Raw genomic sequence first — 13570 nt, 5'->3', positions numbered from 1 at the left:
GTATTTCAACAGGCAACTCCCTACCCTCAAAGGCGCCGTCATGCACAAGGTCCATATCATCCACGAGAATCGCGAGTGGAGCACACCCCTCATGGATGCTCTAGACGGCCTGGACGTACCCTACGAGGACTGGTTTCTTGATGAAGGCACTCTGGACCTGTCTGCGGAACCCCCAAAGGGCGTTTTTTACAATCGCATGAGCGCCTCCTCGCACACGCGGGACCACCGTTATGCCCCCGAGTATGCTGCAGCCGTTCTGTCCTGGCTGGAGGGACATGGCCGTCGTGTGCTTAATCCCGGCAGAGCGCTGCAGCTAGAGCTGAGTAAAGTTGCCCAATACGCCGCACTTGAAGCACAGGGGATCAGAACTCCACGCACCATAGCGGTGGTTGGCAAAGACGGTCTGGCTCAAGCCGCTCAAAGTATGGGAGCACCGTTCATTACCAAGCACAATCGCGCCGGCAAGGGCCTCGGTGTCCGTTTGTTCCAATCCGTAGAAGAACTGAATGATTACGTACACAGCGCATCTTTCGAAGAGCCCATTGACGGTATTACCCTTATCCAGCAATACATCGCCGCGCCTGGACCCTTTATTACGCGCTGCGAATTCGTTGGGCAGGAGTTCGTATACGCAGTGCGCGTCGACACCTCTGATGGGTTTTTGCTCTGCCCCGCAGATGAGTGTCAGGACGAAGACGCGACCGTGTGTCCGGCGACCTCCGCCGCCAAGTTCGAAATCATAGAAAATTTCGACGAGCCCATTATCGAGGATTACCGCCGCATGTTGATCGCGAACAATATTCACGTGGCGGGGATCGAGAACATTGTGGATGCCGCAGGGCAACGCTTCACCTACGACATCAACACCAACACCAATTACAACCCCAGAGCAGAGCACCGGGCCGGAATCTCAGGCATGCAGGCTATCGCTCAACTACTGAAAGCTGAGCTCCGCGAGCAAACACTCTTCGATCCAGGGTAAGTGCTGACGACCCACAAACAGCTGTGTTGCGATAACAAAGCACGGTGCATCGACCACTCCTGCTTCTTGGGCTGCGCTTTGAACATCGGCCATCACTGAAGGAGCCGAAGCTGCCGAGAGTTCAAGATCAAACCCCGTGGCACTCAAGAGACTTCCCACTACACTTTTGTCATTGAGATTGGCGTGTCGCTGCCAGTACGCATCGAATGTCTCCTGCACAAACGCCGTCTTGTCACCCTTTAAGAGTGCAAGGGCAGCTAGGGCAAGATTTGCCTCGGTCGCAATCTCGGGATAGGTCAGATGCATCCCTTGGAGGGCGGCATACATCAGATCCGTCGAGCGCTGCGAAGCCATCCTGACCTCGTGATGCCTTTTACTCAGAGCCGCATCATGAGTTTCCTGGGGAATATCACGCTCCCAGGTAACAAAGGGCCGCCAATCCACTGAGACACCGTAGCGATTCGCCAGCGCCAGAGTCGGTTTAAGCGCCAAGTAAGACGGTAAAGATTTAAAATCAACATAGACCGTTAACATGCGGGCAACTCATAGGCGATGTCCGGGGCATCTCCCATGGAACCCGACAGTCGCCAGCGCAGATAGGGAATGTGCTCCCGACCGCGAAGGACCTGACCATCGATGACGTAACTGGGAACACCGTAAAGGCCACAGTCATGAAAAAGGCCGTGCAGTGAATCATGTATCTGGCGACCTCTGCCCGTGACAAACGTTTGAAACCCGGTGCTGCTTATACCTGCACTGCAAAGACATTCCTCGACAACAGCAATATCTTCTATATCCAGCTCTCGTCGCCAAAACGGCGGAAAGACGGCATTCAAGTAATCGGGAATCTTTGACCGATCAGTTTCCATTACCCACAAAATGGCTATATTGGCGATGCTTGAATCCCAGATCTTTTCTGTGCCTTTGAGTATCAAGCCCTGACGCTCTGCGTAACGGCGGGCATCATGGTACGAGTAGCGAATGGCCCGCCAAATACGCTCACTGCGTCCCGAGGATTGCACCACCTTTCCATCGCGCTTCTCGGCAGAGCCCAGAAAGCTCGGGATATCCAGCGTTAGGGGGCGCCAATCAAAAGCCAGGCCCAACTCAGACTCAAGCGCAAGTGTCGGCCGCACCGCAACCAGCGCGTAGGGGCTTTTGACATCTAGGTAAACAATCAAGGGAGCGTTACTTTTCAGTGGATGCATAGGATCTCCAGCGAACTACTGAGTCAGCAGTCGACGCCTGCAAGCAGCTTAACAGCGCCAAGATGCTAACACGGCAAGTTAAAGACACGCTTGAGCGTGCTCCCACGCCCTGATGTCGCGATGTTTCGAAAATCACTTAACAATACTGTGCGCGGAGCAGTAAGATCAAAAGACACCTCCACGCTAAGAATCCAAGAGCCCCGCAATGGATCAGGTCACTATAAAAAGCCGCATAACATATCCGGCTATGAGCTCAGCCGGCTTAACGATCGCGTTCCTTTCGTTAATCGCCTGTTCCGCAGCGCCAGACTCGCGCACAAATCCCCCAGCAGCTGAGTGCTTACACGGAATTCAACAGTTTGATCTTTGCCAGTACAACACAAGGGATGAGAAGGTAGCAGCGCTGGTAAGTGAAATGACCCTTCAGGAAAAGCTCGGTCAAATCACCCAATCGGTATGGCATAACAATGTGTCCCCGACGGTGGTTCAAGAATTTGGTATTGGCTCAATCATTCATACCGAAGGCCCTACCCCTGGCCCCGCAGCACTGGACTGGATCAACAAGTTGGACGAGTTCCAAAGGGCTGCGCTGCAAACCCGCCTTGGCATACCGTTGCTGTTTGCGGTGGATGCTGTGCACGGCCAAAACACCTTTGAGGGCGCCGTGATTTTTCCTCACAACATTGGTATGGCCGCCACCCGCAATCTCGAGCTAATCCAACGCTCGGCACAAATCACTGCATTGGAAGCAGCCGGCACGGGCTTCAACTGGACCTTCTCCCCCTGCATTGCCATGCCAAAGCATGAGCACTGGGGCCGCGTCTACGAGGGTTTTAGCGAGGATCGTGACCTCACCACGGCGGCAGTTATCGCGTCCGTGCAGGGCCACCAGGGTCAGGATCTTTCGCTTCCCTCCACTATTGCAGCAACTGCCAAGCACTACATCGGCGACGGTGGTACTGACGGTGGCATCGAAGGGGGTAACACTACAATCTCAGAGCAGGAGCTGCGCGAGGACTATCTCCCCCCCTACGCCGCCGCCGTTGAGCAAGGCATTGCTTCGATCATGGTGGGTTTCAACTCAGTGAACGGTGTGAACATGCACCAGAACGGGTATTTAGTGAACGAGGTACTCAAGAGCGAGCTTGGCTTTGAGGGCGTGGTAATCACCGACTGGAATGGCGGTTTGCGCTGGGGTGATCCCCATCTGGTTTTGAATGCCGGTATCGATATTGTCATGCAGCCCGGAAACCACGAAGAATTTATCACCCGGCTTGAGGCATCAGTGCTGGATGGCACCGTACCGGTGAGCCGCATCAACGATGCGGTAGCTAGAGTCCTTCGCATGAAGTTGGCCCTGGGCCTGTTCGACAACCCCTTTGGTAAACGCGAGTACGCGGCAGACATTGGGTCGCAGGAACATCGCGACGTTGCCCGCCAGGCCGTGCGGGAGTCTCTGGTCTTGCTCAAAAGTGACAGCGATGTACTGCCATTGCAGGTGAATGAGCCAATCGCGGTGGTGGGTGAGCATGCTGACAATAGCGGCTTGCAGAGCGGCGGTTGGTCCATACATTGGCAGGGACAAAGCGAGAGCTACGCCGGGGCCACCACAATTCTTGATGGAATTCGCGCAGTCGCTCGAAATGTCGACTACAGCGAAGCTGGTTGCCACAGCGCAATGCAGGCCAGTAAGGTTTTGGTAGTCGTCGGTGAAAGTCCCTATGCCGAGTTTAAAGGTGATAGCGATGAGCTATGGCTGTCCGATGAACACAAGGCTTTCATCATAGGCTGCAGGGCATTAGGCAAGCAGGTCATCGTAGTGCTCATATCAGGCCGAGCCCTGGTGATCACCGACGAACTCAAGAACAGCGATGCCTTTATCGCCGCATGGCTGCCGGGCTCGGAAGGCGCAGGGGTTGCGGACTTTCTCTACGGTACCGACGGCTTTAAACCCAAAGGTAAATTGCCTTACGCATGGCCCGCCGCCATAGAAGATCTTCCGCTGGAGGCAGATGCCGACCATGCCTTATTCAAATTCGGGTTTGGGCTCAGCGAGTACTGATATCGACACAAAGGCTTGATACCGCAGACGGTAACTCAGAGAAAATCGCGGCGCTCAAACTTATGCGTTGTAAGAGCGTTGCTGCAGTGATAAACCTAATAAAGCTGGATCAGGAATACAAACAAGCGGAGGCCCCATAAAAGCCATGCAAAGATTCGAAGTAAACAAAACCGCCTTTGGCGAGCATCGTGTATCCACCGTGGATGAGTCAGAGCTCAAAGACGGCGAAATCCGCGTAGCGGTAGACTTTTTTGCCTTTACTGCCAACAACATGACTTACGCCGCGGCGGGCAATACCTTGGGTTACTGGCAGTTCTTTCCGGTAGCAGGCGATGACGGCTATGGCGTGATTCCGGTCTGGGGGTTTGCCGACGTCGTGGAGTCCCGCACTGACGATATCGCTATTGGCGAACGACTGTATGGTTACTTCCCTCCGGCAGGCTCCCTGGTAATGCTGCCAGTTCGCATAGATGAAAAAACTCTCTTCGACGGTGCCGAGCATCGCCAGGCGTTACCCCCGCTGTACAACCGTTACCAACGCGTTCGCAGCGGAGGCGCTGTCGAGGCAGAGTATCTCCAGGCGCTGCTAGGTCCTTTGTACAACACGTCTTACTGTCTCTGGGATCAACTTCAGGACAATGACTATTACGGGGCGCAACAAGTCCTGTTGTTAAGCGCATCCAGTAAAACCAGCATCGGCCTGGCCAAAGCTCTGGCGGATGATGACAAGTCGCCTCCGGTGCTTGGTCTCACATCTGCAGGGAACATCGAGTTTGTGAAAAGCCTGGGCTACTACGATGATGCGCTGGGGTATGAGGCATTAGGTGATGTGCCCCAGGTTCCCACGGTGATTGTCGATATGGCGGGCAACGCGGCTAACGCAGAGGCGCTGCGGCATCACCTTGGCGACAATCTCACATACTTCATTAGTGTGGGACTGACGCATTGGGATCAGGCCGATAGCAAATTGGATTCAAGCCGCGACCGTCACGAGTGGTTCTTTGCGCCCAGCTACATGCTAGAGCGTAGCCAGGCATTGCCCCCCGGCGAGTTTGTCAAAAACGCCCAGCGTTTTGTCATGGCCGCAGCGGCCGCCGCAGGCGATTGGCTGAATCTTCAAGAGGTCAGTGGCGTAGAAGCCTTCAGCCAACACTATGACGACATTTGCGCAGGCTCAATGAACCCTGCCGAGGGTTTGATCTGTAAGCTGTAGCAATGGGCGCAGCGCAGCCGCGGTGATGTGTCGTTTACTTGCGGCCCATATCATCAAAAGCCCGCTGGAAGGCGGGCCGAGCAGACAGTCTTCCCAGGTAGTCTTTATAGACTGGGTCCTGACACAAGCCGTACATGCGAGCCCAGCTGACGTTGTGACCCACCACAATATCGGCAGCGCAGAAACTTTCGCCGCAAATATAGTCCGTCGCGGTTAGTCGACTAAGTAACTGAGGCTCGACCTCGCTGGCGAACTTATCCAAAGCACGATCCACCGAGCGCTTGTCAGACTCACTCTCAGGCAAAAGATCACGGTGCATACGAAGTTGCCACAGCATCGCATCCATCCAGGAGCCAGCAAACTGTAACATCTGAAGATAATCGGCACGCCGGGGTGACAACGCAGGCTCCGGTGCCAAGCCCTTATCCGGGAAGGCATCGGCAAGCCATTCCACCATCGCCGTGCTCTCGAGCATGTTCTGTACCGACCCATCCTCCCAGGTGATTTCCAGTACCGGTACTGCATGATTGGGGTTCACCGCCAAAAACGCGCTGGCGTATTGCTCCCCCTGCAGCAACTTCATAGTCACCAGCTCGTAGTCTTCACCATAGGTCTCGTGCAAAGCCCAGCGCACGCGGGCGCTGCGACTACCGGGAAAGTGAAAAAGTTTAAGCGCAGAAATTTTCATGGGAATCCAATTTTTATGGCGAACAAAACAGAGCTAACATACTAACCAAACTATCAATGTGAGTAACTTTAATGGATGAAGCAACAGAATCCGGCGGCATGGCTCAATCAAGTGGCGAAGCTGTCGGTGGCGTGATATCCGGCATACCGGGCACACTCAGCGACTTTTTTGCCGGCGTTGGTAAAGGGGCTGGCGTGAACGGCATGATCGACTGGGCCGCACTCATCATTGGTATTGCTCTTTTAGTGTCTGTGGTCAGAGGACTCAAACGAGGCCGCATTGTAGGGCCGGTTGTCAGTGGTTTTATCGCCGTCGCCTTAATGGGCTGGGCTGTCTCCTGACGCGCCAATAAGTCGTTTTATACTCATCGCCGGCAGGGGCAAGAAGCGCCAAAGTTGCCAACCAGAGCAACAAGACCACACCAACCGTTCGCTCGTAGGCACCTAGCCAACTGGCCTCTATAAATGGAATTACGGGGATCAAAGCCAGCCACAGCACAAACATCACAGTATTGAGCAATGCGCAGCGTGGCGCCCTCTGCCGCAGGCCCCGATGGAGTAAACCCATAATCAGGCCGACATTGCTGGCAAGCAACGCCAGAGGATCGTTGGCATCAGGGCCAAACAGCAAAGCATCCGGCGCGCGCAAAAAGTAGATGGCAATAAATAACAAACACACGCCGTTGAGCGCCATTAACCAGCAGGCAATTGTCCACATTCGAGACGTTATAGCCGCGCGGCCAAGCAGAATCGCAAGTGCTGGCTGCACCAGCGCCAGAACGAACAGTCCCGAGGTATGCAAAGCGGCACCGGGGCCTCGACTAAGCTGACTAATGGGCGAACTCATTGCACTCTGTCCAGTGAGCAATAACGCTGCGATGTGCGCGCCGAGCATCAACATCACGCCCGCGACCACAAAACGCTGGAGAACTCTGTTGCTGATCATTGGACGGGGCCATCAGCGGAGAGGCCAGTGCGGATAAACACTTTATCGATGATCTTCCACTGCCCCTTAAGCTTGGCAAGGCTAAGAAAATCGATGTAAGCCCCATCGTAATCAAACACAACCCGCGCAACGGGGCCATCGGCAAGCTCCATACTGAGTATTTTTCCGCTACGCGTCGCGGGCTCTCCCTGCATCCATCGATCTATGGCATCCGCAATCGGCTCAACAACCAGAGCACCGGAGTGATCGACGCTCTTTAAGGCCGCGTGCTCATCAAACGCGCGCTCCAGGCGAACAAGGTCGACCTCATTGACGCCTTCAAAATAATCAAACACCGCCGCGCGAATGGCAGGCATTTCGTCATTTGCAGCGACTGCGTCCGACACAGAAAGGCACAGGCCAAGTAAGGCAGCCACGCAGAGCGACTCAAAACGTAGGCGCGACAATCGCGCCGAGCTGCTGCGACCATTAGAGCTGCAGCGGTGTGACGAGCTCAATAAACTCATGTGCAAACCTTGTGATCAATACAAGCAAGTTAGCAAACCCTCTTAGCCTTCACCAGCAGACTTGGCGAAACCCACCGCTGTCCAATGCTAGGCTAGAATTCGTTCGTGATGTCCTTCATGCCCACAGATATAGGAACACTGAAATGAAGCAACTGGCCTGGGCGCTCTGCCTGACACCCAAAGTGCTGCTGCTGGCAACTGCAGCAGCATTGCTGCCTGCCTGCACAAGCGTCATTGAGTCCGGACTAGAACCTCAGGTACTCCATGAGGTGCAAGACGGCCCCAGGCCCTGGACGGATGCTGCGCCAAACTACGACGCGGACGCTGTGCGCTTTGCCATTTTCTCCGATCTTACTGGTGGCGAACGGGCAGGAGTGTTTGAACTCGCCGTGGAGCAGTTAAATTTGCTGCGACCCGAGTTAGTGGTGAACGTCGGTGATCTCATCGAAGGCAGTCAAGAACGAGTCGAGATTGACCGCCAATGGGCCTCCTTTAATGAGCGGGCACAAGAGTCTGTGGCGCCCGTGTTCTATACCGGTGGTAATCACGACCTCCTGGATCAACAACTTAGGACAGCGTGGGAGGAGCGACTGGGTCCTCGCTACTATCACCTGCGCTATCGCGATGTGCTCTTTTTAGTTTTTGACACCGAAGATCACTCTTTTGAGCGCTTGGGAGAAATTGCGAAGCTGCGCCAACAAGCTATCGCAGTTGCCAAGGAATCAGGCTGGGGGGAGTTTGCAAAAACGGAATATGCGAATCTCCCGGAGGATGAAACCGGCATGATCTCGGAGGCTCAGTCTGCTTACATGCAACGCGCTATTGCCAACAACAGCGATGTTCGCTGGACGTTCTTACTCATGCACAAAGCACCTTGGGCGAACAACAACATGTCGACGTGGTTAGCAGTTGAGGATGCCTTGGGCGAACGGCCCTTTACTGTGTTTCATGGGCATCGCCACACTTATCAACATACGCAGCGCAATGGCCGCGACTATATTCGACTGGCAACCACCGGAGGTGTGTTCCTCCCCGAGTCAGGTACATCGATGGATCAACTGGTATGGGTGACGGTAGACAAGTCCGGAGCACATATCGCCAACCTCAAGATGTCCGGCATTTTGGACAAGACCGGCAAGCGTCCCGGAAACGGCGAACACCTGTGCCTTGAGCCACAGGATTGCCCTGGGGAGTGAGCTGAACTCAGCCGCCGGCATCCCACACAGGTTTGAGCGCTGAATAGGCGCCGGCATTCACTGCTTTTGTAAAACCTGCGGCGCTCAAACTGGCGGTCGCAATACCCGAGCGATTACCACTTCGACAATACAGCACGATGTCCGAGGATTGGGGAAGGTCTAAAGCAGCGATACCCTCGACAATTTCGCCGTGGGGAATGTTAATCGCGCCGGGTAAGTGACCCGTTGCAAACTCTTCGGCCGTACGTACGTCCACCAGCAGGGCGCCATCTTGCACCGCTGACAAAGCGAGCTCTCCGGTGTTGTTATCGCTACCGCAAGCACTGAGCACTACGCCCACACAAAAAACCACAATTGCTCTGAACATAACTTGGGCCTCGAGTTTTATTTCATTCTTTATACAGCATTCATTTGAACTTTATAATATTCAAAAAAACTTTGCTGGCAGCCTTACATATTTCCCAGCATCTCACCTATTTCTCCTCAGTTTCTACACATTCTCCAGATCTAATGGCCACACTGAGTAGATGGGACAAAATCCGTGGAAGCTGTGTTGTGGTTAAGTTTGGTGATGGTTCTTGTGGGACTAACGGCCTGCGGTGGCTCAAGCAGCTCGGGTGACACTTTGGTTGAAGAAGCCGTGTCTGAGACAGTCACGGATGGAGGCGCCAGCGAAGACGGGACTTCTGACGGCGCTGCGGACGAAGCCGATCCCGGCGACACATCGACTGCGGGCGTGCTTTGCAACTATGAAGATGTAACACTCAATGCCCAGCCGTCACTCAATTTCACCAGTGAATCTACCTGGACCTGCACCGACACGACCCGTCAGCTTACCGCCAACGGCATTCCGGATCACGATGTAGGCACCTTCCCTAACGCCGCAAACCCCAACACCATTTCTGAGCAGACCGTCTCTGCGAGTTACACCCTAAGCCCTGCATCTACCGGCAGCGCCAGCGAAACCGGCGGCCCCCGGGGAACCACGGGCTACGTTCTCAACGGCATCAAAATCGATGCTGGCACCGGCGGCTCCTGCGACGACACGGGTACGGCCTGCAGCCTCGTCGACCCCAGTGGCAGCTGGAGCATAGAGGCTCTGGGGCAAACCAGCTTTGATTTTGGTACCGACGAGAACAACGCTCATGTACAACCCGGCGGCGCTTATCACTATCACGGCATGCCCGAGGGTTTTGTTGCCAAGCGCGGTGGCGACAGCTCCAAAATGACCCTCATTGGCTGGGCCGCTGACGGCTTTCCTATTTACGCTCGCTACGGTTACAGCATCGCCGACGACGCGCAGTCTCCTCTAAAGTCGATGCAGGGCAGCTACCAGTTTGTATCCGAGGTCAGTAGTAGCCGCCCTTCTGTAGACACCTATCCATTAGGTGCTTTTAGACAGGACTGGGAGTACGTAGCTGGTTCGGGCGACCTCGACGAATGCAATGGTCGCGAGGGTGTTACACCGGAGTTCCCCAACGGTATCTATCACTACTACGCCACGGACAGCTATCCCTTCTTCCAACGCTGCATCACCGGCGCTCAGTAACTCATCGATTCGGAGACTCCCAGATGACCGCTCAGATTCAGCCTCAGAGCCTCAACATCAACACCTTGATCGTCGCTCTCCTGGCGAGCCTTTTATGGGCAGGCCATGCCAAGGCACATCTTATGGTGGAGCAAACCGGTGTTTTGAACATCGTCGGCGATGATGTCTTCATGGCTCTATCCATACCCGTATCGGCGCTGGAGAACGTTGATCAGGACGACGACCAAGAGGTTTCGCTATTTGAGTTCAACAGTCGCAGAAACGAGATCATTGCGCAGATTCAAACGGCCATTGCTCTGGAGACAGAAAGTGTTTCGGCAGATCTCCACGATCTGCGCTTAGTACCTGTTCGCCCGCACGGTCACGACAGCGTTTATGTATCGCAGGTGATCGTTATGGGCCGCTTTACGTTGACCGGCAGTATCGATGCACTGAACTTTCGCTTGGCGCTGTTTGGAAAGAGCCCTAACGAGCGCAGCATGAAGATCACCGCAAAACATCCTCACAGTGACACCGAAAGCGTTGTAGTACTCACCCCGTCAGCTCCAAACGGCACACTTTTCGCCTCAACAGTTGCGCAACAGAGTCAGGCCTCTGGTCGGCCCTAGGGCTGGTCGCTATAGTGCGCCTGTGTCTTTGTCTATCGTCCATAAACTCGTCGCAGCCTTTATTGGCCTCACCCTGATTGTCCTTGTTGCCACTTTGGGACTTGCGCGCTGGAGCTTTCAGCAAGGATTTCTGGATTACGTCAACGCACTGGAGCAAGTGCGCCTGGAGCGCCTTCAAGCCCAGATAGCCAATGACTACATTGATGCCGGCAATCAATGGAGTTTTGCCACAGATGCTTATTTGGGCCAAATCCTTCGACCGGATTTTGGTAACACCGGTGCTCGCCTTCAGCCTGGCCCCAATGCCTCGCAGACACGACCCGGTCGGCCGGAACGCCCGCCATATCCACCCCGGGGACCCGGTAGGCGCGACGGACCACAAGGAACATCCCCATCGCCTGCGGCATCGTTTGCGCCACCCACCGCTTTATTTGATAACAACAATGAACAGATAGCCGGCCCGCTCATCGACGCACAAGCAGATGCCCTCATACGTGTTCCGGTAACAACGAACGGACAAAAAGTAGGCGAGCTTCGCAGTGACCCACGACGGCAAATAGATGAGCCATTGGAGACTGCGTTTTCTAAACGACAACTGACCACCAGCTGGATTATTGGTTTGTGTAGCTTGTTGTTAGCCTTGCTGGTGTCTTTGGGTCTTGCCCGAGGACTGTCCGCGCCGATTAAACGTATGATCGCCGGGGTGGGCCGACTGTCTGCCGGCGACTACTCTCAGCGCATGCAGGAGCTGCGCCAGGACGAGCTTGGGCAACTGACTCGCGACATAGATCATCTGGCTATAACTCTGGAAGAGTCGCTGTCTGCCAGACGTCGTTTGCTTGCCGATGTATCGCACGAACTGCGCACTCCGCTCACAGTTTTGAGCGGTGAAATTGAAGCTCTCAAAGACGGCCTGAGAGCCTTTAATGAAACCCAGTTGGACTCCCTTGATCAGGAAGTACAGCGACTACGTCATTTGGTCAACGATCTTTACCAGTTGTCACTGTCCGACGCCGGAGGCCTGCGCTATGAGTTTGCGCCCATAGATCTTGCAAAGCGCATCCAAGACGCATCGGCTAATTTGCAGGCTCGCGCATCGCAGGCAGGCCTAACCCTGAGCATAAACGCAAAGTCAGCATCTCAGGTTTTAGTGTTTGCAGATGCCAGACGTATAGACCAGTTGTTGAGTAACCTGCTGGAAAACGCCATTGCGTACACAGATGCCCCGGGCACTGTAGAGATGCATCTGTCACGTACCGATCACAGCGCTCTGCTGCGCATCGAAGACTCAGCGCCAGGCGCAAGCGAATCAGAATGCAAACAGCTCTTTGAGCCGCTGTACCGCAAAGAGTCTTCGCGAACCCGCAGGTCCGGTGGCGCCGGACTGGGGCTCGCAATCTGCCGCAGCATTGTTACGGCACATGGCGGGGCGATTGCGGCTACACCGTCGCCCTTGGGCGGCGTCAGCATCGTTATTGACATACCCCTGGCAAAGGAGAATCGAATTTGAGCGCCGGTCATATCCTGGTCGTCGAAGACGAGCCCAAAATCGCGCAACTCCTACTCGACTACTTGGAGCGCGATGACTATAGCGTTTCTGTGCTGCATGAGGGCAGCGATGCGGTAGACACGATACGGGCGGCTGAGCCGGACTTTCTGATTCTGGACCTAATGCTCCCCGGCAAAGACGGACTAAGTATATGTCGGGAGGTGCGGCAGTTTTCGAACCTGCCTATCATGATGCTTACGGCCAAGGTGGACGAGATCGACAGGCTGATAGGCCTTGAGATCGGCGCCGATGATTATGTGTGCAAACCGTTTAGCCCCCGAGAAGTTGTTAGCCGGGTGCGCACTATTCTTCGCCGAGTGCAGCAGGCGCCATTTATTCGAGGCGAGAGCAAGCTCAGCTATGCAGGAGTCTCGCTGGACGTGGAAAGATTCGAGTGCATGGCCATAGACACTCGCATAGATCTCACCCCCGTAGAGTTCCGACTATTACAGGGGCTTATGGAACGCCCCGGTCGAGTTTTGTCCCGGGATCAACTCATGAACCTTTGCTATGCTGATGAGCGAGTGGTGAGCGATCGAACTATAGATACGCACGTAAAAAATCTTCGCAAAAAACTCGAGCCCACCCTCCATCGCGTATTGATTCAGTCCATCTATGGAGTGGGTTACAAGCTCGATTAGGCAACACGAACTTCACAAATTCTCCACGTTTACTTCTCAGTGCCTGCATTGTCTGACGCGATACTGGCTCTTGAACAAAGACACCTATGGAGAGAACTATGAACACCAACAAAAAATCACTAGGCCTTACACACGTCCTGTTGGTCACGGGCATGCTGGCTGTCGCGAGCATTTCATTACCAGTAGCAGCGCAATCGGACGACGGCGAAGAGCGTCAGCAGGGTAAGCGTCGCGGTCCACCGCCAGAAGCCATTGAGGCCTGCGCCGATCTATCTGAGGGTGAGTCCTGTGCTTTTAGCGGTCGTCGCGGCGATATGACCGGCGTGTGCTTTGCGCCACCCAAGGATGACGCTGAGCTAGCCTGTGCCCCAGAAGGTGGACGTCCAGGTCGTCGTGAGCGAGAAGAAGACAGCGGCAGCTAAC

The 13570-nt window shown here is 54.8% G+C and carries 16 protein-coding genes; 10 read left to right on the top strand and 6 right to left on the bottom strand.

Going from position 1 to position 13570, the window contains the following annotated elements; all coding sequences use genetic code 11:
- The first annotated feature begins 40 nt into the window (after window positions 1-40).
- Window positions 41-982, top strand: coding sequence for a RimK family alpha-L-glutamate ligase (locus R0135_RS13870; RefSeq protein WP_407347514.1), 942 nt, complete (start codon window positions 41-43; stop codon window positions 980-982).
- Here the strand turns inward: R0135_RS13870 and R0135_RS13865 are convergent.
- Both R0135_RS13865 and R0135_RS13860 read right to left on the bottom strand, forming a co-directional pair.
- Entirely contained in the window at window positions 935-1516 is a 582-nt protein-coding gene (locus R0135_RS13865) for a DsbA family protein (RefSeq protein ID WP_407347513.1), read from the bottom strand. The genes R0135_RS13870 and R0135_RS13865 overlap by 48 nt on opposite strands.
- The gene (locus R0135_RS13860) at window positions 1510-2190 is read right to left on the bottom strand and encodes a DsbA family protein (RefSeq protein WP_407347512.1); all 681 of its coding nucleotides are present in this window, start codon (window positions 2188-2190) and stop codon (window positions 1510-1512) included. Before R0135_RS13860 ends, R0135_RS13865 begins: the two co-directional genes overlap by 7 nt.
- 415 nt (window positions 2191-2605) lie before the next feature.
- On the opposite strand from R0135_RS13860, the gene R0135_RS13855 reads away from it, so the two are divergent.
- Together R0135_RS13855 and R0135_RS13850 are read left to right on the top strand one after the other, a co-directional pair.
- The gene (locus R0135_RS13855) at window positions 2606-4252 is read left to right on the top strand and encodes a glycoside hydrolase family 3 protein (RefSeq protein WP_407347511.1); all 1647 of its coding nucleotides are present in this window, start codon (window positions 2606-2608) and stop codon (window positions 4250-4252) included.
- A 145-nt stretch (window positions 4253-4397) separates the two neighbouring features.
- Entirely contained in the window at window positions 4398-5465 is a 1068-nt protein-coding gene (locus R0135_RS13850; protein WP_407347510.1) for a DUF2855 family protein, read from the top strand.
- Between the two features lie 34 nt (window positions 5466-5499).
- Here the strand turns inward: R0135_RS13850 and R0135_RS13845 are convergent, their stop codons facing one another.
- On the bottom strand, window positions 5500-6153 hold the full coding sequence (locus tag R0135_RS13845; protein ID WP_407347509.1) for a glutathione S-transferase family protein: 654 nt from the start codon (window positions 6151-6153) through the stop codon (window positions 5500-5502).
- A 71-nt stretch (window positions 6154-6224) separates the two neighbouring features.
- Here R0135_RS13845 and R0135_RS13840 point away from each other — a divergent pair, with 71 nt between their 5' ends.
- Window positions 6225-6494 carry a hypothetical protein gene (locus R0135_RS13840; protein WP_407347508.1) on the top strand — a complete coding sequence of 90 codons (270 nt, stop codon included), beginning with the start codon at window positions 6225-6227 and terminating at the stop codon, window positions 6492-6494.
- On the opposite strand, the gene R0135_RS13835 is transcribed toward R0135_RS13840, so the two are convergent.
- Entirely contained in the window at window positions 6457-7098 is a 642-nt protein-coding gene (locus R0135_RS13835; protein ID WP_407347507.1) for a DUF998 domain-containing protein, read from the bottom strand. The two genes, R0135_RS13840 and R0135_RS13835, sit on opposite strands and share 38 nt — an antisense overlap.
- The gene (locus R0135_RS13830) at window positions 7095-7604 is read right to left on the bottom strand and encodes a nuclear transport factor 2 family protein (RefSeq protein ID WP_407347506.1); all 510 of its coding nucleotides are present in this window, start codon (window positions 7602-7604) and stop codon (window positions 7095-7097) included. Before R0135_RS13830 ends, R0135_RS13835 begins: the two co-directional genes overlap by 4 nt.
- 143 nt (window positions 7605-7747) lie before the next feature.
- Between R0135_RS13830 and R0135_RS13825 the strand changes: the two genes are divergently transcribed.
- Entirely contained in the window at window positions 7748-8800 is a 1053-nt protein-coding gene (locus R0135_RS13825; protein ID WP_407347505.1) for a metallophosphoesterase family protein, read from the top strand.
- 7 nt (window positions 8801-8807) lie between these two features.
- Here the strand turns inward: R0135_RS13825 and R0135_RS13820 are convergent, their stop codons facing one another.
- A complete protein-coding gene (locus R0135_RS13820; protein ID WP_407347504.1) occupies window positions 8808-9167 on the bottom strand; it encodes a rhodanese-like domain-containing protein in 360 nt (119 codons plus the stop codon).
- Window positions 9168-9341: 174 nt separating this feature from the next.
- Here R0135_RS13820 and R0135_RS13815 point away from each other — a divergent pair, with 174 nt between their 5' ends.
- The 5 genes from R0135_RS13815 to R0135_RS13795 all read left to right on the top strand — a co-directional run bounded on the left by R0135_RS13815 (window position 9342) and on the right by R0135_RS13795 (window position 13569).
- On the top strand, window positions 9342-10349 hold the full coding sequence (locus R0135_RS13815; protein WP_407347503.1) for a YHYH protein: 1008 nt from the start codon (window positions 9342-9344) through the stop codon (window positions 10347-10349).
- Window positions 10350-10372: 23 nt separating this feature from the next.
- Complete coding sequence (locus tag R0135_RS13810) at window positions 10373-10957, top strand: hypothetical protein (protein WP_407347502.1); 585 nt, start codon at window positions 10373-10375, stop codon at window positions 10955-10957.
- A 22-nt stretch (window positions 10958-10979) separates the two neighbouring features.
- Window positions 10980-12467 (top strand): ATP-binding protein, encoded by a 1488-nt coding sequence (locus R0135_RS13805; RefSeq protein ID WP_407347501.1) that lies wholly within the window; start codon window positions 10980-10982, stop codon window positions 12465-12467.
- Entirely contained in the window at window positions 12464-13147 is a 684-nt protein-coding gene (locus R0135_RS13800) for a response regulator (protein ID WP_407347500.1), read from the top strand. Before R0135_RS13805 ends, R0135_RS13800 begins: the two co-directional genes overlap by 4 nt.
- Window positions 13148-13245: 98 nt before the next feature.
- Complete coding sequence (locus R0135_RS13795) at window positions 13246-13569, top strand: hypothetical protein (protein WP_407347499.1); 324 nt, start codon at window positions 13246-13248, stop codon at window positions 13567-13569.
- Window position 13570: the final 1 nt, after the last annotated feature.

Source organism: Congregibacter variabilis, assembly GCF_045689235.1.
GTDB classification, from domain to species: domain Bacteria; phylum Pseudomonadota; class Gammaproteobacteria; order Pseudomonadales; family Halieaceae; genus Congregibacter; species Congregibacter variabilis.
Note: the sequence above shows the minus strand (reverse complement) of the source record. Positions and strands in the feature narration are given on the sequence as shown.

Bases quoted from the DNA above. Each gene is read 5' to 3' on its own strand.
- R0135_RS13870 (WP_407347514.1), top strand. From the start codon at position 41: ATGCACAAGGTCCATATCATCCACGAGAATCGCGAGTGGAGCACACCC.
- R0135_RS13865 (WP_407347513.1), bottom strand. From the start codon at position 1,516: ATGTTAACGGTCTATGTTGATTTTAAATCTTTACCGTCTTACTTGGCG.
- R0135_RS13860 (WP_407347512.1), bottom strand. From the start codon at position 2,190: ATGCATCCACTGAAAAGTAACGCTCCCTTGATTGTTTACCTAGATGTC.
- R0135_RS13855 (WP_407347511.1), top strand. From the start codon at position 2,606: ATGACCCTTCAGGAAAAGCTCGGTCAAATCACCCAATCGGTATGGCAT.
- R0135_RS13850 (WP_407347510.1), top strand. From the start codon at position 4,398: ATGCAAAGATTCGAAGTAAACAAAACCGCCTTTGGCGAGCATCGTGTA.
- R0135_RS13845 (WP_407347509.1), bottom strand. From the start codon at position 6,153: ATGAAAATTTCTGCGCTTAAACTTTTTCACTTTCCCGGTAGTCGCAGC.
- R0135_RS13840 (WP_407347508.1), top strand. From the start codon at position 6,225: ATGGATGAAGCAACAGAATCCGGCGGCATGGCTCAATCAAGTGGCGAA.
- R0135_RS13835 (WP_407347507.1), bottom strand. From the start codon at position 7,098: ATGATCAGCAACAGAGTTCTCCAGCGTTTTGTGGTCGCGGGCGTGATG.
- R0135_RS13830 (WP_407347506.1), bottom strand. From the start codon at position 7,604: ATGAGTTTATTGAGCTCGTCACACCGCTGCAGCTCTAATGGTCGCAGC.
- R0135_RS13825 (WP_407347505.1), top strand. From the start codon at position 7,748: ATGAAGCAACTGGCCTGGGCGCTCTGCCTGACACCCAAAGTGCTGCTG.
- R0135_RS13820 (WP_407347504.1), bottom strand. From the start codon at position 9,167: ATGTTCAGAGCAATTGTGGTTTTTTGTGTGGGCGTAGTGCTCAGTGCT.
- R0135_RS13810 (WP_407347502.1), top strand. From the start codon at position 10,373: ATGACCGCTCAGATTCAGCCTCAGAGCCTCAACATCAACACCTTGATC.
- R0135_RS13795 (WP_407347499.1), top strand. From the start codon at position 13,246: ATGAACACCAACAAAAAATCACTAGGCCTTACACACGTCCTGTTGGTC.